The sequence below is a fragment of the Achromobacter sp. 1014246743 genome (assembly GCF_059760725.1).
In genome coordinates, this window is the sequence record NZ_JCBANA010000030.1 from 38,593 (window position 1) to 57,623 (window position 19,031).

Below are 19,031 nucleotides of genomic sequence, written 5' to 3' on the forward strand. Positions count from 1 at the left end.
GGCGGCTTCCGCTCTTTCTCCAAGGAGTCAACCTTACATGAAACTGTACTACATGCCCGGCGCGTGCTCGCTCGCGTCCCACATCGTCCTGGAATGGATCGGCAAGCCCTACGACACCCACAAGCTCAGCCGCGACGAATTGAAGGGCCCCGAGTTCCTGAAGGTCAACCCGCTGGGCGCCGTGCCCGCGCTGGTCGATGGCGACTTCGCCCTGACCCAGAACATCGCCATTCTCGAATACCTGGCCGAACAGGCCCCGCAAAGCAAGCTGCTGGGCGACGGCTCTGCCCGTTCGCGCGCCGACGTGCGCCGCTGGCTGGGCTTCATCAACTCGGACATCCACAAGACATTCTCGATGATCTTCGGCGCCCAGCGCTACCTGAACGACGAAGGCCCCCAGCGCGAGCTGGCCGCCTCGGCGTCCAAGCAGCTGACCCGCCTGTTCGCCCTGCTCGACGCCCAGCTCGGCAACAAGCCCTACCTGGCCGGCGCCGAACCGTCGGTGGCCGACGCCTACCTGTACGTCGTGCTGCGCTGGGCCCACGCCAAGCAGGTCGACCTGTCGGGGCAAGACCACCTGGCCGCGTTCTTTGCGCGCATGCAGGAAAACAGCGGCGTCAAGGCCGCGCTCAAGGCCGAAGGCCTGGAGTAATCACACCGGCGCGGCGGTTTCCAGCACCTTCTTCACGGCAGCCAGGAAACGCCGCGCCAGCAAGGGCGGCGCGCTCAGGTTCGAGTGCGTCGCCCACACCTCGACGCTGGCGGCCGGCGCAATCGGCCGCAGCACCATGTGCTCGGTCTGGTCCTGCGACACGCACCAGGCATCCACCAGCGCCGGCCCCAGCCCCTGCTGCACGAATGAACACGCCGTGACCGGCGAATGCACCTCCACCGCCGCCGCGCACGCCGGACCGGCGCCGAAGAACGACTGCAACGCGCGCCCCAGCGGCGTATCGCGCGGATAGCCGATCCAGGCCGCCGACACGAAGTCTTCGGGATGCACCACCGCGTGATCCGCCAGCGGATGCCCCTTGGGCAGCGCGCAGATCACCGGCACGGTGGCCAGCTTCACCGACGTCAGGTTGGGATGGTCGGGCGGCTGCATCGAAATGCCGATATCCGCCTGGCCCGACAGGAAATACGCCGCCAGTTCATCGAACGTGACGCTGCGGTAGTCCACCCGCGCATCCGCATTGCGGTCGCGAAAGCGCCCCAGCGCCAGCGGCACCAGGCGCTGCCCGTAGCTGGCGCTGGCCACCACCTTCAGCATGCCCGCCCCCGACTGCCCCAGGCTGGCCGCCAGGTCGTTCACCCGCTCGATGCCGCCATACACCTGCTCGACCTCGGCATACAGCCGCCGCGCCTCGGCGGTGGGCGACAAGCGACTTTTCACGCGTTCGAACAGCCGATAGCCCAGCCGGCTTTCGGTCAACGCCAGCACCCGGCTCACGGCCGGCTGCGACACATGCAGCATGCGACCCGCGCCGCTGATCGAGCCGGCCATCATGATGGCGCGAAACACTTCGATCTGGCGCAGGTTCAACGGCCGGCCGGCACTGGGCCCGACCTCGTCGACAAAGGCGTCGGCATCCATTTTTTCCCCTTGGACCTGTTCAAGCTAAAGGGCCTCGGACGGGCCCTGGACATCACAAGCATCGATAACGGCGGATTATAGGTTTTCGACATTTTTCGATGACGCACTGCGGCAAAGCCGGTGCTAATCTGCCCGCCTCCACACAACAAAACAAGGGGAATCCACCATGCAACGCTCTGTTTTCCGCAGCCTCGCCGCCCTGGCACTGACCGCCACCTTTGCCGGCAGCGCGCTCGCCGGCGCCTATCCCGACAAGCCCATCACCTTCATCGTGCCGTCCGCCGCCGGCGGCTCGCCCGACGTGCTGTCGCGCCTGATCACCACCCAGCTGTCCAAGAACACCGGCGCCACCCTGGTCGTCGAAAACCGCCCCGGCGCCGCCGGCAACATCGGCATCGCCCTGGTCAAGCGCGCCGCCGCCGACGGCTACACCGTCGGCTACGGCAACATCAACACGCTGGCGGTCAACCGCTCGCTCTTCAAGCGCCTGCCCTACGACGTCGACCAGGACCTGGCCCCCGTCGCCCACATGTTCGACCTGTACAACGCCCTGATCGTCCCCGCCGACTCGCCCGTCAAGAGCGTGCAGGACCTGATCGACCGCGCCCGCAAGGAACCCGGCCGCCTGTCCTACGGCGCCTCCGGCGTCGGCACCACCGGCCACATGGGCGGCGAACTCTTCAAGAGCATGGCGAAAGTCGACGTCATGTTCATCCCCTACAACGGCGGCCCCGCCGCCATCCAGGACCTGCTCGGCGGCCGCCTGGACTACCTGTTCGTCAACACCTCCGAAGCCGCGCCGCTCGTCAAGAGCGGCAAGGTCCGCGCCATCGGCGTAAGCAGCCTGAAACGCCTGGCGCTCATGCCCGACGTGCCCACCCTGGACGAAGCCGGCCTGAAGGGCTATGAAACCGTGGCCTGGGGCGGCGTCGTCGCCCCCAAGGGCACCCCGCCCGACGTCGTCGCCAAGCTCAACGCCGACATCCAGAAAGCCCTGCAGGCCCCCGAAGTGCGCACCGGCCTCGAAACCCTGGGCGCCGTGCCCGCCACCGGTTCGCCCGACGAATTCAAGCAGCTGATCGACCGCGAAACCGCCAAGTGGAAGCAGATCATCGAATCCGCCGGCATCGAAAAACTGGACTGACCCCGTCCCACCGCCCATGACCGACCGCTCCATGACCGATCGCGCCCCCGCCGCTTCCTCCCGCAAGGACCGCAACGCCTTGCAGGCCGACTTCATCGTGGCGGGCGCCACGCTGATCGACGGCACGGGCGGCCCCGCCCGCCAGGGCGACCTGGCCGTGCGGGACGGCCGCATCGCGGCCGTGGGCGCCTTCGACCACCCGCCCGGCGTGCCCGTCATCGCTGCCGCCGGCCTGGCGCTCGCGCCCGGCTTCATCGACTCGCACACCCACGACGACGGCTACCTGCTGGCGCATCCCGACATGCTGCCCAAGGTCTCCCAAGGCATCACCACCGTCGTCACCGGCAACTGCGGCATCAGCCTCGCGCCCCTGTCGCGCCAGGACATTCCCCAGCCCCTGGACCTGCTCGGCCCCACCGAGCTGTTCCACTACCCCACCTTCCGCGCCTGGATCGACGCCCTGGCCGACACCCCCGCCGCCGTCAACGTCATCCCGCTCGTCGGCCACACCACCCTGCGTGTCGCCGTCATGGACGACACCTCGCGCCCCGCCAACGACGCCGAACGCCAGGCCATGCGCGCCCTCTTGCAAGAGGCCCTGGACGCCGGCGCCTTCGGCGTGTCCACCGGCACCTTCTACCCGCCCGCCAGCGCCGCGCCCACCGACGAAATCATCGACGTCTGCCAACCCCTGCGCGGCCGCGCCGGCGCCCTATACGCCACCCACCTGCGCGACGAAGCCGACCACATCGTCCCGGCCATGGAAGAGGCTTTGCTCATCGGCCGCGAACTCGACTGCCGCGTCGTCTTCTCGCACCACAAGCTCGCCGGCGAACGCAACCACGGCCGCAGCCGCGAAACCCTGGACCTCATCAGCCGCGCCGCCGCCGCCCAGCCCGTCTGCCTGGACTGCCACCCCTACCCGGCCACCTCCACCATGCTGCGCCTGGACCGCGCCCGCCTGGCCAGCCGCACCCTGATCACCTGGTCCAAAGGCTACCCCGCCGCCACCGGCCGCGACTTCAGCGACGTCATGGAAGAACTCGGCCTGGACGACGAAGCCGCCCTCGCCCGCCTGGCCCCCGCCGGCGCCATCTACTTCCTGATGGACCCCGCCGACGTCAACCGCATCTTCAGCCACCCGCTCACCATGGTCGGCTCCGACGGCCTGCCCTTCGACCCCCATCCCCACCCGCGCCAATGGGGCACCTTCACCAACGTGCTGCGCACCCTGGTGCGCGAACAACGCCTGCTCTCCCTCGAAGCCGCCATCCACAAAATGACCGGTCTCGCCGCCACCCAATACGGCCTGGCCGGGCGCGGCCTGCTGCGCGAGGGGTATCATGCTGACCTGGTGCTGTTCGATCCCGCCAACGTCACAGACACGGCCACTTTTTCAGCTCCCATTCAGGCAAGCCGCGGCATCCACCACGTGTGGGTCAACGGCAAACCCGTGTGGGACGGGGAACGAACCGGCACCGAACGCCCGGGCCAGGTTCTGTCGCCCGGGAATGCAATACCTTGGAGTCAACAAAGTGAATAGCTATTCCCAGGGCTGTTACCTGGGTGTTCTGGGCGGCATGGGCCCCATGGCCGGCGCCGCCTTCGCGCTCCGCCTCGCGGCGCTCACCCCCGCCGACGCGGACCAGCAACACATCCCCACCCTGCTGCGCAACGATCCCCGCATCCCCGATCGTTCCAGCGCCTACATGGCCGGCGGCGAAAATCCCCTGCCCTACATGGTCGAAGGCGTACGCTTCCTCGAACGCGCCGGCGCCCAGCTCATCGCCATCCCCTGCAACACCGCCCACCTCTGGTACGACGACATCGCCGCGTCCACCCAGCGCCCGGTCCTGCACATCATCCGCGCCGTCATCGACGACCTGCGCCGCCTCGGCCTGCCCACAGGCCGCATCGGCCTCATGGGCACCGCCGCCACGCTCAAGCTCGGCCTGTACCAGCGCCACCTCGAAGCCGAAGGCTACGAGTGCCTCGTCCCCGACGACGACGAAGTCGAACGCTTCTGCATGGCCTCGATCCGCGCCGTCAAAGGCAACCGCCTGGAAGCCGCCTACGCCCCCGCCGCCGACGGCATCGCCCGCCTGAAGGCCCGCGGCGCCGACGCCGTCGTCCTGGGCTGCACCGAACTCCCCCTGGCCGTGCCCCACGCGCTACGCCCCACCCTGGGCATCACGCTGACCGACTCGATCGACGCCCTCGCTCGCGCCGCCATCGCGCACTACCTCGCCGACCAGCCCGAGCAACGCATCGCGGCCTGACGCAAACGGCCTGCGGCCCACGCCCGCAGGCCGCGTAAGCCACCGACCTTCCCAGCCGGCCGCAGGCCACCGCCCCCCCCCCCCCCGAAGGCGCCGCAACAACCCCCCCCAAACTCTGCTCTTCCCCGCCACACCCACCACATGCAATCGCGCAGCGACCAGCGCCACGACGCCCGACGAAACGTATGCCGGGAGCTGGCCGCCCGCGCGGCCAGTCCCGGCGGGCAACGCAAATCCCCCGCGCGCCCCTCGGTCCAGCAGCGCGACAAACCTCGAAACCCGCAGCCCTGGGTGGCCGGCGTACCCCGATCGCGCGCCGTCGATGCGCCCAAGGGAATCCGTAGGGAAGGCCGAAGGCCTGGACGAGGATGACGCAGGGGGGGGCCGCCGAGGCCAGTCCGGAGCGAAGGCTCCGGACCGCAATCGTTGGCGCGCGATCGGGGTACGCCGGCCACCCAGGGCGACCTACGAAGATCCGAACGCAACACACCAAACAAGCAAAAAAAAGGCGCACTCTCACGAGATACGCCCAATTTCCCTTCGCGGGGAATAAACCAAAAGCAAAAAAATCAGCCGCCCAGATAAGCCTTCCGAACCTGATCGTTCACCAGCAAGTTCGCCCCAGTATCCTGAAGCACCACCCGCCCGTTCTCCAACACGTATCCACGATCCGCCACCTGCAGCGCCTTGTTCGCATTCTGCTCAACCAGGAACACCGTCACGCCCTGCTCCCGGATCTCACGAATGATGTCGAAAATCTGCGCAATCACCAGCGGCGCCAACCCCAGCGTCGGCTCGTCCAGCAGCAACAACCGAGGCCGCGTCATCAACGCCCGCCCGATCGCCAGCATCTGCTGCTCGCCCCCCGACATCAGCCCCGCCCGCTGCGCCGCGCGTTCCTTCAGCCGCGGAAACAGCCCATACACGTGCTCGATGCCCGCCTGGATCTCGTCCCGCTTCAGGAAAAAGCCGCCCATCATCAGGTTCTCGGCCACCGTCAGGTCCTTGAACACCCGCCGCCCTTCCGGCGAAATGGCGATGCCATTGCGCATGATGTGGTGGGTATCCCGGTTCGTGATGTCCTCGCCTTCGAACGTGATCTTGCCTTCACGGGCGCGCGGATTCCCGCAGACCGTCATCAGCAACGTCGTCTTGCCCGCGCCGTTCGCGCCGATCAACGTCACGATCTCGCCCTTGTTCACATCCACCGACACCCCGTTCAGCGCCTGGATCGCGCCGTAGAACGTGTGTATGTTTTCCAGCTTAAGCATCATTCCTCCCCCAGATACGCCTTGATGACGCGCTCGTCGTTGCGCACCTGCTCGGGGGTGCCGGTCGTAATCGGCTTGCCGTGCTCCATCACCAGAATGCGGTCCGAAATGCCCATGATCAGGCTCATATCGTGCTCGATCAGCAGCACCGCCACGCCGAACTCGCGGCGCAGCTGGTCGATCAGCGACTGCAGATCGCGCTTTTCCTGCGGGTTCAGCCCCGCCGCCGGCTCGTCCAGCATCAACAGGCGCGGCTTCGTGATCATGCAGCGCGCGATCTCAAGCCGGCGCTGGTGGCCGTAGGCCAGATTGCCTGCCTCGCGGTTCGCATACTCGCGCAGCCCCATGAAATCCAGCCACTGCGCCGCGCGCGCCAGCGCATCGGCTTCCGACTGGCGGTAGGACTTCAGCTTGAGCAGCCCCGGCAACAGCCGCGACTCCACCTGCGTATGCTGCGCCACCAGCAGGTTCTCCAGCACCGTCAGCTGCTTGAACAGCCGCACGTTCTGGAACGTGCGCACCAGCCCGTGGCGCGCCACCTTGTGGCTGGGCAGGCCCGTGATGGACTTGCCGTCCATCACGATATCGCCCGCCGTCGGCGCGTAGAAACCGCCCACGCAGTTGAACACCGTGGTCTTGCCGGCCCCGTTCGGGCCGATGATGGCGAACACCTCGTCGGATTTGACTTCGAACGCCACGCTGTCCACGGCCAACAGGCCGCCGAATCGCATGGTCAGTCCGGATACCTTCAGCAATGCCTCGCTCATTTAGCCAGCTCCACGTGGGGACGCTTCATGGGCAACAACCCCTGCGGACGCCACATCATCATCAATACCATCACCAGGCCGAACATCAGCATCCGGTACTCGGCGAACTCGCGCGCCAGCTCGGGCAGCACCGTCAGCAGGACGGCCGCGAGAATCACGCCCACCTGCGACCCCATGCCACCCAGCACCACGATCGCCAGGATCAGCGCCGACTCGATGAAGGTGAAGGATTCCGGGTTCACCATGCCCTGGCGGGCCGCGAAGAACGCACCGCCGAAACCGGCGAAGGTCGCGCCCAGCGTGAACGCGGACAGCTTGATGCGGGTCGGGTTCAGCCCCAGCGAACGGCAGGCGATCTCGTCCTCGCGCAGCGCTTCCCAGGCGCGGCCGACCGGCATGCGGATCAGGCGCGTCGAGACGAACAGCGTCACCAGCGCCAGCAATAGCGCCATCATGTACAGATAGATCACCATGTGCTGGTTCTGGAACGTCAGGCCGAAGAAATCATGGAACGTCGTGCCCCCTTCCGTACTGGCGCGGCGCGTCATTTCCAGGCCGAACACCGACGGCTTCGGAATGCCCGAGATACCGTCCGGGCCGCCCGTCAGCGTGTTCAGGTTGATCAGCAGCAAGCGGATCATTTCGCCGAAGCCCAGCGTCACGATCGCCAGGTAGTCGCCGCGCAGGCGCAGCACCGGAAAGCCCAGCACGAAGCCGAACAAGGCGGCCATCGCGCCCGAGAACGGCAGCGCTTCCCAGAAGCTCCAGCCGCCCCAGTGGTACAGCAAGGCGTAGGTATAGGCGCCCACGGCATAAAAGCCCACGAAGCCCAGGTCCAGCAGCCCGGCAAAACCCACCACGATGTTCAGGCCCAGGCCCAGCATCACGTAGATCAGCACCAGCGTGGCGATGTCCACCGAACTGCGCCCCGCGAAGAACGGCCAGGTGACCGCCACCGCCAGGATCAGGAACATCAGCAGCTTGTTGCTCTTGGCCGGCGCCGACGGCAGCGTCGGCAGGCCCGTCTTCAATTTCTGGAACGGCTTGGCGATCCAGGGACGCAGCAGCTGGAACACGAACACGACCGCGGCGGCCAGCGCCACCAGCGACCAGTGCGATTCCATCGACGTGCGGGCGCCCTGGCGGATCAGTTGCAGGCCGAAGACGGGGGTGACGATGACCGCGGTCAGCACCGCCGCCATCGTGGCGTTTTTCAGGTTGTTGTTCGACATCAGACTTTTTCCACCTCAGGTTTGCCCAACAGCCCGGTGGGACGGAACAGCAGGATCAGGACCAGCAGCGAAAACGCCACGATGTCCTTGTACTGCGACGAGATATAGGCTGCCGCGAACGTTTCGGCCAGGCCCAGCAACACGCCGCCCAGCATGGCGCCGGGGATGCTGCCGATGCCGCCCAGCACCGCCGCCGTGAAGGCCTTGATGCCGGCCAGGAAGCCGATGAAGGGATTGAGCTTGCCGATGGTGATGGCGATCAGCACGCCGCCCACCGCCGCCAGGATCGCGCCCATCACGAACGTGAACGAGATCACGCGGTTGGTGTCGATGCCCAGCAGGTTCGCCATGTGCATGTCCTGCGAGCAGGCGCGCGATGCGCGGCCCATGCGGGAATACTTGATGAACAGCGTCAGGGCCACCATCAGCACCACGGTCACCACGATGATCATGATGCGCGAATACGGCACCGTCACATCGAAATCGGAACCCATGTGGAACTGCACGGCGCCGGACACCAGCGACGGCACCGCCATGTCGCGCGCGCCCTGGCCCAGGGCCACCCAGTTCTGCAGGAAGATCGACATGCCGATGGCCGAGATCAGCGCCACCAGCCGGGGGCTGCCTCGCACGGGGCGATAAGCCACGCGTTCGACCGAGAAACCGTAGATGCCGGTCACGGTGATGGCCACGAGCAGCATGGCCGCGATGATGAACGGTACCGGCAGGCCGCTACCGGTGCCGATGGCCGTCAAGGTGACCAGGCCGACATAGGCACCGATCATGTAGATTTCGCCGTGAGCGAAGTTGATCATACCGATGATGCCGTAGACCATTGTGTAGCCGATGGCAATCAACGCGTAGATCGCGCCCAGAGACAATCCATTGAAGAATTGCTGGGTAAGTTGGGGTATGAGGTCGGACATTATTTCTCTTGCTCCAAATAGTTCCGGCTCCGGTAGAGAGACCCGGAGCCGGAAACCTGGGCGTATTTTATAAGGGCCTGTGGTCAGCGCCTGCCGGCCGCACAGCGCTTTTGGCGCATCGCTACGCGGATTACGGCACAACGACAACGACAGGCCCTTCACGCCGGCAACCGCGCCGGCGACAATCGCGGGAGTTTACAGCTGGGTCTTCTTGCCGTTCTTGTCCCATTTGTAAACGGCGAACTCGAAGTTCTTCAGATCGCCCTTGGCGTCGTACTCGACCTTGCCGATGCCGGTGTTGAAGGTGGTCTTGTGCATGTAGTCGGCCACCTTGGCGGGGTCTTCGCCCACCGCGGTGATGCTGTCGGCCAGGATCTGGACGGCGGCATAGGCCGGCATCTGGAAGGCGCCGTCCGGATCGCGCTTGGCGTCCTTGAAGGCCTTGACGATGCTTTCGTTGCCCGGCAGCTTGGTGAAGTCAGCCGGCAGCGTGACCAGCAGGCCTTCGATGGCCGGGCCGGCGATGGCCACCAGGTCCTGGTTGGCCGTGCCTTCCGGACCCATGAACTGGACCTTCAGGCCCTGTTCACGCGACTGGCGCAGCAAGAGGCCCAGTTCGGGGTGGTAGCCGCCGAAGTAGACCAGGTCGACGCCGGCCGACTTGAGCTTGGTGATGATGGCCGAGTAGTCGCTGTCGCCGACGTTGATGCCTTCGAACAGCGCGACGTTCACGCCTTCCTTGGTCAGGGTGTCCTTGACCTGGGTGGCCACGCCCGAACCGTAGGTCTGCTTGTCGTGCAGCACGGCGACCTTCTTGGGCTTGAGGGTATTGGCGATGTAGCGGGCGGCGTACGGACCTTGCTGGTCGTCGCGGCCGATCGTGCGGAAGAAGTAATGCGGCTTGATGGTGTCGGTGACCAGGGGCGACGTGGCGCCCGGCGTGATGCCGACGATGCCTTCCTGTTCGTAGACGTTCACGGCGGCCACGGTCACGCCCGAGCACGCATGGGCCACGGCGAACTTGGCGCCGGAGTTGACCACGCGGTTGGCGGCCGGCACGGCCTGCTTGGGTTCGCAGCCGTCGTCGATCAGGATGGGTTCGAGCTTCTTGCCCTTGACGCCGCCCTTGGCGTTGATGGTCTCGATGGCCGTCAGCGCGCCGGCCTGGATCTGGTCGCCATACTGGGTGTTGGGACCCGTCATGGGTTGCGGGATGCCGATCTTGATCGTATCGGCGGCGTGCACGGAACCTGCCAGGGCAAGCGCCCCAAATGCCATAGCTACCGGGGTAAGGCGATGCAGAAACTTCATGCGGAGTTCTCCAGCAAGGTTGTGAGCGGCTCTGTTCGACCCGGCTTATCAGGTGGATACCCCGAAATCCGCATCGCCCGTCGCCGGCTTCTTGGGCAAAAACACAGTGTGGGCGGTATTCTGGAAGCAAGCAGACATACTGTCACTGCGTGTAATCCCCAATATTTCACGGCAAACTTTTAATCGTGACGCATTGCTGTCACAAGTGCGTGAAAACGCAGGAGAAATCCGCCCGGCGCCTTGGAAAGCCACTGGCGCCGGCGGGAAAATCATGCTGGGTGATTTATATGAATAATCATTAATACGCCGTTTGATTTCGCGTTTTAATACAGTACTTACGCGAGTCTTACGGATAATGATTATCGGGTTAATAATCCAGCGCGATTTTCGAAAATAAAACGTCAGGCATTGGCCGGCTTGGCCAGGTTCCACATCAGCGCGCGGAACGGCGCCAGCATGCTGATGTTGACCGCCAGCTTGACCGCCAGGTCGCCCGCCATCCAGGTGACCCACGGCGCGCCGGTGGCGGCAAAGGCCACGCTGAAGAACACGGCCGTATCCAGCACCGCGCCCAGCACCCCGGACACCAGCGGCGCGCGCCACCAGCGCTGGTCGCGCAGGCGATCGAAGACCTGGATGTCGACCAGTTGCGCGCAGATGTACGCCAGGCCCGAGGCCAGCGCGATGCGCGGCGAGGCCACCCAGACGGATACCGCCAACGCCGCCGCAAAGCCGAACCACGCCACGCGCCGCGCGGCCGCCGGGCCGAAACGGCGGTTCAGCACGTCGGTCACCAGGAACGCGACCGGGTACGACAGGCCGCCCCAGGTCAGCCAGTCGTTCAGCGGCACCTGCACCAGGATGTTCGAGCCCACCACCACCAGCAGCATGCACAGCACGGCAATGCCGAACTGCGCCCGGCTCATGGGCGCGAAGCGCGAGACCGCCGGGTTCATTTGCCGAACTCCTCGGCCAGCTCGCGCGAACGGCGCGCAGCCGCGGCCATGGCGTCTTCGACGATGCCGGCAAAGCCCGCGGCATTGAACGCGGCCAGCGCCGCGGCGGTGGTGCCGCCCTTGGACGTGACCCGTTCGCGCAGGACCGAAGGCGGGTCGGAGGATTCCGCCGCCAGTTTCGTGGCGCCGGCAAACGTGCCCAGCGCCAGCTGGCGAGCCTGCTCGGCGGTCAGGCCGACCTTCTGGCCGCCCGCGATCAGGGCTTCGAGAAACAGGAACACATAGGCCGGGCCGCTGCCGGACAAGGCGGTGACGGCATCCAGCGCCGCGTCGTCGGCCACCCAGACCACCTCGCCCACGCTGCCCAGCAGCGTGGCGGCCAGTTCGCGATCTGCCTGCCCCACCCCGTCCAGCGCAGCCAGGCCCGTGATGCCGGCGCCGACCAAGGCCGGCGTATTGGGCATGCAGCGCACCAGGCGGCGCCACGGCGCGTCCGGCGACCCCAGCCAACCGGCCAGCGTATCGGCGCGAATGCCGGCCGCCACGCTTACCACCAACGTGTCGTCGCGCAACCACTGACGCGTGGAAGCCACAACGTCTTTCATGTTCTGTGGCTTGACCGCGAACACCCAAACGCGGCAGGCCGCCAGGGCCTCGCCGGGGGCCGTCGCGGTGGTCATGCCGCGGGCCTGCCAGGCAGCGTGGGAATCCTGGTTAATGTCAATGACATGGATGCTGCCGGCGGGGCATACTTTGCCGGCCAGTCCGGATGCCAAAGCGGAGGCCATGTTGCCCCCGCCGATGAACGCAATCGAAAGTTCGTTTTTCATAGGATGCGATTGTAAACCGGTGGGCCTGCCCTGGAAAAAAAAGAAAATGTTCGTTCGCGCCTGAAACGCGCAATTTGACAGGCGTTTTAAGTGATGTGAAAGTCACGGTTTTGTCACAAACAATTCATAAGGTGACGTGTTTTCCGCGCCCGGACAACCCCGTGCGCGCTACACGCCCAACTGGAGGAAACCTCTCATGCGATCCCACCGAATTGCCCTCACCTTTGCCGCCGTCATGGCGGCATTTGCCGGCGCTTCCGCGCAGGCTGCTACCGAAATCACGTTCTGGCACTCGATGGAAGGCGCGCTGGGCGACCGCGTGAACGGCCTGGTCGAAGAGTTCAACAAGAAGAACCCCGACTATCAGGTCAAGGCCGTCTACAAGGGCAACTACGGCGAATCCATGAACGCCGGCATCGCCGCGTTCCGCGCCGGCAACGCCCCGGACATCCTCCAGGTATTCGAGGTCGGCACCGCCACCATGATGTACGCCAAGGGCGCCATCAAGCCGGTGCAGCAGATGTCGGAAGAAGTCGGCAACCCGATCGATCCGAAGGAATTCATCGGCGCCGTGGCCGGCTACTACTCGTCGGCCGACGGCAAGCTGGTGTCGATGCCCTTCAACAGCTCGACCGTGGTGTTCTACTACAACAAGGACGCCTTCAAGAAGGCCGGCCTGGACGCCGACAAGCCGCCCAAGACCTGGGAAGAGCTGGCCGCCGCCGGCCAGAAGCTGAAGGCCGCCGGCCAGGAATGCGGCTACACCACGTCGTGGCCGTCGTGGGTCCAGCTGGAAACGTTCTCGGCCTGGCATAACGTGCCGTACGCCACCAAGGACAACGGTTTCGGCGGCCTGGACGCCCGTATCGCCATCAACACCCCGCTGCACGTGCGCCACCTGGAAAACCTGGCCAAGCTGGGCAAGGAAGGCATCTTCATGTACGGCGGTCGCGGCGACGAGCCGAACTCGCTGTTCATCAGCGGCAAGTGCGCGATGATCACCGGCTCGTCCGGCCTGCGCGCCAACATCGCCAAGAACGCCAAGTTCGAATTCGGCACCTCGACCGTGCCCTACTACGCCGACGTGCAAGGCGCGCCGCAGAACACCATCATCGGCGGCGCTTCGCTGTGGGTCTTCGCCAACAAGAAGCCCGAAACCTACAAGGGCGTGACCGCGTTCTTCAAGTTCCTGGCCAGCCCCGAAATCGCCGCCCGCTGGCACCAGCAGACCGGCTACGTGCCGGTCACCAAGGCCGCCTACGAGCTGACCAAGAAAGACGGTTTCTATGACAAGAACCCGGGCACCGAAGTCGGCGTCAAGCAGCTGAACGTCGAAACCACCGCGCAGTCGCGTGGCCTGCGCCTGGGCTTCCTGCCGCAGATCCGTGAAATCGAAGACGCTGAAATCGAACGCATCGTGTCCGGCAAGGTTGCGGCCAAGGACGGCGCCGAGAACATCGTCAAGCGCGGCAACGAACTGCTGGAAAAGTTCGAGAAGAGTGTAAAGTAACGCCCTTTCCGGGGTCCGCACGCGCCCTGTCCGCAGTATTTTCCTTGCGCGACAGGGACTTGCATGATTCCCGGCTGCAGCGAACGAGGCTTAAAGCCCTGGTCAATTTGGGGCTTTAAGCCTATCGTGTTTTCATGAGTACCCATTAGGTCCCCCCTATGGAAAAACGTGTCGTCTTCGGGCATAAGACTCTGCCCTATCTGCTGCTCCTGCCGCAGATCATCATTACCGTCGTCTTCTTCTTCCTGCCCGCCGGACAAGCCATGTGGCAGTCCATGCGCCTGGAAGACGCTTTCGGCCTGTCGTCCGAGTTCGTCGGCTTCGACAACTTCATGGAACTGTTCTCGCAACAGGCCTACCTCGATTCCTTCCGCGTCACCGCCGTGTTCTCGATCCTGGTGGCGGTGGTCGGCCTGGGCGTGTCCTTGCTGCTGGCCGTCATGGCGGACCGCGTGATCCGCGGCGCCGGGCTGTACAAGACCCTGCTCATCTGGCCCTACGCCGTGGCGCCCGCCGTCGTCGGCGTGCTGTGGCTGTTCATGTTCTCGCCTTCCGTGGGCATCCTGGCCGTGGCGCTGCGCAAGTCGGGCGTCGACTGGAACCCGCGTCTGGATGGCAACCAGGCCATGATCCTGGTGCTGGTCGCCGCCGTATGGAAGCAGGTCTCGTACAACTTCCTGTTCTTCCTGGCCGGCCTGCAGTCGATTCCGCGCTCGCTCATCGAAGCCGCTGCGATCGACGGCGCCAGCCCTGCCCGCCGCTTCTGGAGCATCGTGTTCCCGCTGCTGTCGCCCACCACGTTCTTCCTGCTGGTGGTCAACATCATCTATGCGTTCTTCGACACCTTCGCGGTGGTGGACACCACCACGCAGGGCGGTCCCGGCACGTCGACGTCCATCCTGGTCTACAAGGTGTACAGCGACGGCTTCCGTGGCCTGGACCTGGGTTCGTCCGCGGCGCAGTCCGTGGTGTTGATGTTCATTGTGGTTGCCTTGACGGTCGTACAGTTCCGCTACGTCGACCGCAAAGTGCAGTACTGATCTTGTTCGAGGCTGATAACAATGGTTGAACGCCGTCCCTGGCTGGATATTCTGGCCCACGTCATTCTGCTCTGCGGCGTGGCGATGGTGGCATTTCCGCTCTACGTCACTTTCGTCGCGTCTACCCAGACCGCCCAGGAAGTCGCGCAGGCGCCGATGTCGCTGATCCCCGGTCCGCACTTTGTCGATAACTACATGCAGGCGCTGTTCGGCGGCTCGTCGGGCGGTTCGTCCGGCGCGCCGGTGGGCCGCATGATGTACGTCAGCCTGATCATGGCGCTGGTGATTTCCATCGGCAAGATCGCGATCTCGCTGCTGTCGGCCTTTGCGGTCGTGTATTTCCGCTTCCCCGGCCGCATGTTCTTTTTCTGGATGATCTTCGTCACGCTGATGCTGCCGGTCGAAGTCCGCATCGCGCCGACCTACAAGGTGGTGGCCGACCTGGGCCTGCTCAACAGCTACGCGGGCCTGACGCTGCCGCTGATCGCGTCGGCCACGGCCACGTTCCTGTTCCGCCAGTTCTTCCTGACGGTGCCGGACGAGCTCATCGAAGCCGCGCGCATCGACGGCGCCGGCCCCGTGCGCTTTTTCCGCGACGTGCTGTTGCCGCTGTCCAAGACCAGCATCGCCGCGCTGTTCGTGATCCAGTTCATCTACGGCTGGAACCAATACCTGTGGCCGCTGCTGGTGACCACGCAGGAAGACATGTACCCCGTCGTCATCGGCATCAAGCGGATGATCAGCGGCGGCGACAGCGTCACCGAATGGAACATCACCATGGCCACGGCCATGCTGGCCATGATTCCGCCGGCGCTGGTGGTCATCCTGATGCAGAAATGGTTCGTCAAGGGTCTGGTAGATACTGAAAAGTAACTATTGCCCGCTAAAGCCCACCCGACAACGACTCCGAATACGAATAACTCATGGCTACTCTCAGCTTTCGCAACGTAAAGAAAACCTACGCCGGCAACGTGCCGGTCATCCATGGCATCGACATGGATGTGAAAGACGGCGAATTCATCGTCATCGTCGGCCCGTCCGGCTGCGGCAAGTCCACGCTGATGCGCATGGTCGCCGGCCTGGAAACCGTGACCAGCGGCGAGATCGTGATCGACGACAAGGTCGTCAACACGCTGGAGCCGGCCGAACGCGACATCGCGATGGTGTTCCAGAACTACGCGCTCTACCCGCACATGACCGTGTTCGAGAACATGGCCTACGGCTTGAAGATCCGCAAGTTCTCCAAGGACGAAATCAAGAAGCGCGTCGACATCGCTGCGCAGATCCTGGAACTGGGCCATCTGCTGGACCGCCGTCCGCGCGCCCTGTCGGGCGGCCAGCGCCAGCGCGTGGCCATGGGCCGCGCCATCGTGCGCGAACCCAAGGTGTTCCTGTTCGACGAACCGCTGTCGAACCTGGACGCCAAGCTGCGCGTGGCGATGCGTCTTGAAATCATGAAGCTGCACCGCCGCCTGGGCACCACCAGCCTGTACGTCACGCACGACCAGGTCGAGGCCATGACGCTGGCGCACCGCATGATCGTCATGTACCAGGGCGTGCCCGAGCAGATCGGCACCCCCATGGAAGTGTTCGAAAAGCCCGCGTCCACCTTCGTGGCCGGATTCATCGGCTCGCCGCCCATGAACCTGATGGAAGTGAACGTGGCCGGCGACGGCACGGTGCAGACCGCCGATGGCTCGGCGCTGGACATCTCGCCGCTGCAAGTGCCGTCGCAAGTGCGCGGCCGCAAGGTCATCATGGGCATGCGCCCCGAGCACATGCTGCTGAACACGCAGGGCGTGCCCGCCGAAGTCGAAATGGTCGAAACGCTGGGCTCCGAGCAACTGGTGCACTGCCGCTGCGGCAAGTCCACCCTGGTCGTGCGCTGCACCACCCGCCAATTGTCCGAGTCCTCGGCCAAGGTGGGCGACCGCGTCAACGTCGGCCCGGATGGCCGTCACCCGCTGCACTGGTTCGAGGCCGACTCCGGCCGCCGCGTGCAAGGCCTGTAAGTCCTTCCGGCGGGTGCCGGCGGCTTCGCGCCGCCGGGCCCGCGCCCCTTCCCCGCTCCAGGGAAGGCCTTCCCGCTCAGTACGTGTAAGTCACCGCCGTGCCGACCGAATACTGGTTGCGGTCCTTGACGATCGGGCTGTCGGCCGCATCGCCATACAGACGGCGCGCTTCGGCCATGACCGACCACGACCATTCCTTGCTGAGCGGCAGCGACCACGTGGCGCCCAGGCCCACGCTTTCCAGGCCGCCCTTGGGGTTGTAGCGGCGATAGCCCGATTTCTGCGACTGGCGATCGCTGACGCCATACCAGGTGCGCATGTAGTTGCCGTCGCCGAAGTTGCCGTTCAGCGCCAGCGACACCGAACCGGCAGAGCCTTCGTACACCGTGGTACTGGCGCCCAGGTTGAACAGCGTGTAGGCGCTGCCCACATCGCGGTCGTCGCCCTTCTTGAAGGCGTGCGCCACGGTGGCCGACAGCGTCACCGGGCCGAGCGTGGTCTCGGCGTCCATGCCGATCTGCGCGCGGCTCTTGATGTCGCCCATGCCGCGCAGCTTGTCCGAGCCCTGGAAGCCCTTCTTGTGGTCTTTGCGGTCGGCGCTGGGCGCGACATAGAAGCGGAAGGTGCTGCTGAGCGCCTGCGTTTCCCACCCCAGGCCATGCGCGGTGTCCAGGAAAAAGCCGCCCGGGCTGCGGATGCCCAGGCCGAACACCGGCAAGGCCGCGCTTTCATTGCTGCCGCTGTAGCGCGGCGCGTAGCCTACGCCCAGCGTGCCGTAGAACTTCCATTCGTCGGCCGGCTTGTCGGTGCCGGTGGGCACGTCGATGCCGCGCGAACTGGCGCCGCGCGAACTGTAGACCGAGTTGTCGGCGACGCGTTCGCCTGCGGCCAACGACACGGCCGGCAGACAGGCCAGCAGACACCAGGCGCCGGCGCGGTGCGGCAACGAAGACAGAGCGGGATATCGCTTCATAAGTACTTCCAGGAAACGAGGTTGAGGGGAAATTCGGGGTGCGCCGCGACACCGCGACGCGGGGCTACTTTTGCGCAGGGCCGTGCTTGGCCTGCCGCATCAGGTTCATGGCCAGGATGGAGACCGATGCCACCAGCGGTTCGGCCGTGTCCGCATTGCTCATCACCAGCACGGCCAGCTTGTCGCGCGGCGCCAGCAGCCAGCGGGCATGGAAGGCTTCGGTGGCGCCGCTGTGCTCGCGCAGGGAATCGCCGGCGATGTCGTCCGGGTCGCACGGCGCGGCCAGCCAGGACAGCGACAGGCGGCACTCCAGCTCCATGCCGTGGGCCACCGTTTCCAGGTTCAGCACCGCATGGGCGGACTCGTCTTTCAGGACCCGGCGGCCCTTGTAGGTGCCGCCGGCGAACAACATGCTGGAAAAGCGCGCCATCTCGGCCGAGCTGGCCCACAGGCCCTCGGCCGCCTCGTTCGTCTGCGGCGCCTCGACCCACGGCACGCCACGGCGGTAGCCGGCTGCGCGCAGTTCGCGGGATTCGTCGTTTTCGATGACTTGCCGAAAGCCGGTGCGCGGGATGTTCAGCGGCTGCAGCAGCGTGCGCCGCACATAGGTGTCGAAGGGTTCGTCGGCCACGTGCGCGACCATGTCGCCCAGCAATGCGTAGCCCATGTCGGCGCGGGCCCGGCCCATGGTGTCTTCGAGCGTGTCCGGACGCAGCGCCAACAGGCGCCGGGCGGTGAAGGGGTACGTGCCCATCCAGTGCATGGCGGCGCGGCGGGGCTCGAATTCCCACTGCGGCAGCGACTGCGCGGCCGGGTTGTCCAGCGACAGGCGGCCGTCATCGGCGGCGCGCAGCACGCCGGCGGCCGTGACGACCTTGGAGATGGCGCCGACCCGGTAGAGCGTGTCACCGGTGGCGTTGCGATGGCGGGCCGTGTCGGCGTAGCCGAAACCGCTGCTCCAGACGATGCGCTGGTCGTCGACGATGGCGATCGACAGGCCTGGCACCCGCTGCGCGCCCATGTCGTAGGGGATGCGCTGCTTCAGGTACGCCACCACCGCCGGGTAGTCGCCCTTGGCGATGGCGGGCGGCGCGGCCGGGGGCATGCCCTGGCAACCGCCCACGGCGATCAGGAGCATGGCAACGGCAGCCAGGCGGGTAAGCGAAAACATGACGGGCAGCAATTC

The 19,031-nt window shown here is 65.6% G+C and carries 19 protein-coding genes; 9 read left to right on the top strand and 10 right to left on the bottom strand.

The window, feature by feature from the left end; all coding sequences use genetic code 11:
- Positions 1-37 precede the first annotated feature (37 nt).
- Complete coding sequence (locus tag AC6LJ2_RS14485; RefSeq protein ID WP_498151604.1) at positions 38-652, top strand: glutathione S-transferase family protein; 615 nt, start codon at positions 38-40, stop codon at positions 650-652.
- On the opposite strand, the gene AC6LJ2_RS14490 is transcribed toward AC6LJ2_RS14485, so the two are convergent.
- A complete protein-coding gene (locus AC6LJ2_RS14490) occupies positions 653-1,594 on the bottom strand; it encodes a LysR family transcriptional regulator (protein ID WP_498151605.1) in 942 nt (313 codons plus the stop codon).
- Positions 1,595-1,760: 166 nt separating this feature from the next.
- Between AC6LJ2_RS14490 and AC6LJ2_RS14495 the strand changes: the two genes are divergently transcribed.
- Genes AC6LJ2_RS14495 through cuyB form a run of 3 tightly spaced genes read left to right on the top strand, consistent with a single transcriptional unit; the run spans position 1,761 to position 5,017 of the window.
- Positions 1,761-2,738 (top strand): Bug family tripartite tricarboxylate transporter substrate binding protein, encoded by a 978-nt coding sequence (locus tag AC6LJ2_RS14495; RefSeq protein ID WP_263913451.1) that lies wholly within the window; start codon positions 1,761-1,763, stop codon positions 2,736-2,738.
- Between the two features lie 31 nt (positions 2,739-2,769).
- Positions 2,770-4,281 (top strand): N-acyl-D-amino-acid deacylase family protein, encoded by a 1,512-nt coding sequence (locus tag AC6LJ2_RS14500; protein WP_498151606.1) that lies wholly within the window; start codon positions 2,770-2,772, stop codon positions 4,279-4,281.
- Positions 4,274-5,017 carry a cysteate racemase gene (cuyB, locus tag AC6LJ2_RS14505; RefSeq protein ID WP_498151607.1) on the top strand — a complete coding sequence of 248 codons (744 nt, stop codon included), beginning with the start codon at positions 4,274-4,276 and terminating at the stop codon, positions 5,015-5,017. The genes AC6LJ2_RS14500 and cuyB overlap by 8 nt, the downstream gene beginning before the upstream one ends.
- 569 nt (positions 5,018-5,586) lie before the next feature.
- On the opposite strand, the gene AC6LJ2_RS14510 is transcribed toward cuyB, so the two are convergent.
- From AC6LJ2_RS14510 to AC6LJ2_RS14530, 5 genes are all read right to left on the bottom strand, one after another.
- On the bottom strand, positions 5,587-6,288 hold the full coding sequence (locus tag AC6LJ2_RS14510) for an ABC transporter ATP-binding protein (RefSeq protein WP_263913454.1): 702 nt from the start codon (positions 6,286-6,288) through the stop codon (positions 5,587-5,589).
- Positions 6,288-7,055 carry a high-affinity branched-chain amino acid ABC transporter ATP-binding protein LivG gene (livG, locus tag AC6LJ2_RS14515; protein ID WP_025140817.1) on the bottom strand — a complete coding sequence of 256 codons (768 nt, stop codon included), beginning with the start codon at positions 7,053-7,055 and terminating at the stop codon, positions 6,288-6,290. The genes AC6LJ2_RS14510 and livG overlap by 1 nt, the downstream gene beginning before the upstream one ends.
- A complete protein-coding gene (locus AC6LJ2_RS14520; protein WP_263913455.1) occupies positions 7,052-8,287 on the bottom strand; it encodes a high-affinity branched-chain amino acid ABC transporter permease LivM in 1,236 nt (411 codons plus the stop codon). The genes livG and AC6LJ2_RS14520 overlap by 4 nt, the downstream gene beginning before the upstream one ends.
- Entirely contained in the window at positions 8,287-9,213 is a 927-nt protein-coding gene (gene livH, locus AC6LJ2_RS14525) for a high-affinity branched-chain amino acid ABC transporter permease LivH (protein ID WP_175193503.1), read from the bottom strand. Before livH ends, AC6LJ2_RS14520 begins: the two co-directional genes overlap by 1 nt.
- Positions 9,214-9,408: 195 nt before the next feature.
- Positions 9,409-10,524: a branched-chain amino acid ABC transporter substrate-binding protein gene (locus tag AC6LJ2_RS14530; protein WP_025140820.1), complete on the bottom strand. Its 1,116-nt coding sequence runs from the start codon at positions 10,522-10,524 to the stop codon at positions 9,409-9,411.
- 52 nt (positions 10,525-10,576) lie between these two features.
- Between AC6LJ2_RS14530 and AC6LJ2_RS14535 the strand changes: the two genes are divergently transcribed.
- Positions 10,577-10,819 (top strand): hypothetical protein, encoded by a 243-nt coding sequence (locus AC6LJ2_RS14535; protein ID WP_263913456.1) that lies wholly within the window; start codon positions 10,577-10,579, stop codon positions 10,817-10,819.
- 106 nt (positions 10,820-10,925) lie between these two features.
- On the opposite strand, the gene AC6LJ2_RS14540 is transcribed toward AC6LJ2_RS14535, so the two are convergent.
- Entirely contained in the window at positions 10,926-11,480 is a 555-nt protein-coding gene (locus AC6LJ2_RS14540) for a queuosine precursor transporter (RefSeq protein ID WP_498151608.1), read from the bottom strand.
- On the bottom strand, positions 11,477-12,310 hold the full coding sequence (gene proC / locus AC6LJ2_RS14545; RefSeq protein ID WP_263913458.1) for a pyrroline-5-carboxylate reductase: 834 nt from the start codon (positions 12,308-12,310) through the stop codon (positions 11,477-11,479). Before proC ends, AC6LJ2_RS14540 begins: the two co-directional genes overlap by 4 nt.
- Before the next feature lie 196 nt (positions 12,311-12,506).
- Between proC and ugpB the strand changes: the two genes are divergently transcribed.
- From ugpB to AC6LJ2_RS14565, 4 genes are all read left to right on the top strand, one after another.
- Positions 12,507-13,820 carry a sn-glycerol-3-phosphate ABC transporter substrate-binding protein UgpB gene (ugpB, locus tag AC6LJ2_RS14550; RefSeq protein ID WP_025140823.1) on the top strand — a complete coding sequence of 438 codons (1,314 nt, stop codon included), beginning with the start codon at positions 12,507-12,509 and terminating at the stop codon, positions 13,818-13,820.
- 158 nt (positions 13,821-13,978) lie between these two features.
- A complete protein-coding gene (gene ugpA, locus AC6LJ2_RS14555) occupies positions 13,979-14,860 on the top strand; it encodes a sn-glycerol-3-phosphate ABC transporter permease UgpA (protein ID WP_263913459.1) in 882 nt (293 codons plus the stop codon).
- 21 nt (positions 14,861-14,881) lie between these two features.
- A complete protein-coding gene (ugpE, locus tag AC6LJ2_RS14560) occupies positions 14,882-15,733 on the top strand; it encodes a sn-glycerol-3-phosphate ABC transporter permease UgpE (RefSeq protein ID WP_263913460.1) in 852 nt (283 codons plus the stop codon).
- A gap of 50 nt (positions 15,734-15,783) precedes the next feature.
- Complete coding sequence (locus AC6LJ2_RS14565; RefSeq protein ID WP_445658945.1) at positions 15,784-16,872, top strand: sn-glycerol-3-phosphate import ATP-binding protein UgpC; 1,089 nt, start codon at positions 15,784-15,786, stop codon at positions 16,870-16,872.
- Positions 16,873-16,948: 76 nt separating this feature from the next.
- On the opposite strand, the gene AC6LJ2_RS14570 is transcribed toward AC6LJ2_RS14565, so the two are convergent.
- Positions 16,949-17,845, bottom strand: coding sequence for a MipA/OmpV family protein (locus tag AC6LJ2_RS14570; protein ID WP_263913462.1), 897 nt, complete (start codon positions 17,843-17,845; stop codon positions 16,949-16,951).
- A gap of 64 nt (positions 17,846-17,909) precedes the next feature.
- Complete coding sequence (locus tag AC6LJ2_RS14575; RefSeq protein ID WP_263913463.1) at positions 17,910-19,016, bottom strand: serine hydrolase domain-containing protein; 1,107 nt, start codon at positions 19,014-19,016, stop codon at positions 17,910-17,912.
- Between the last annotated feature and the right edge of the window lie 15 nt (positions 19,017-19,031).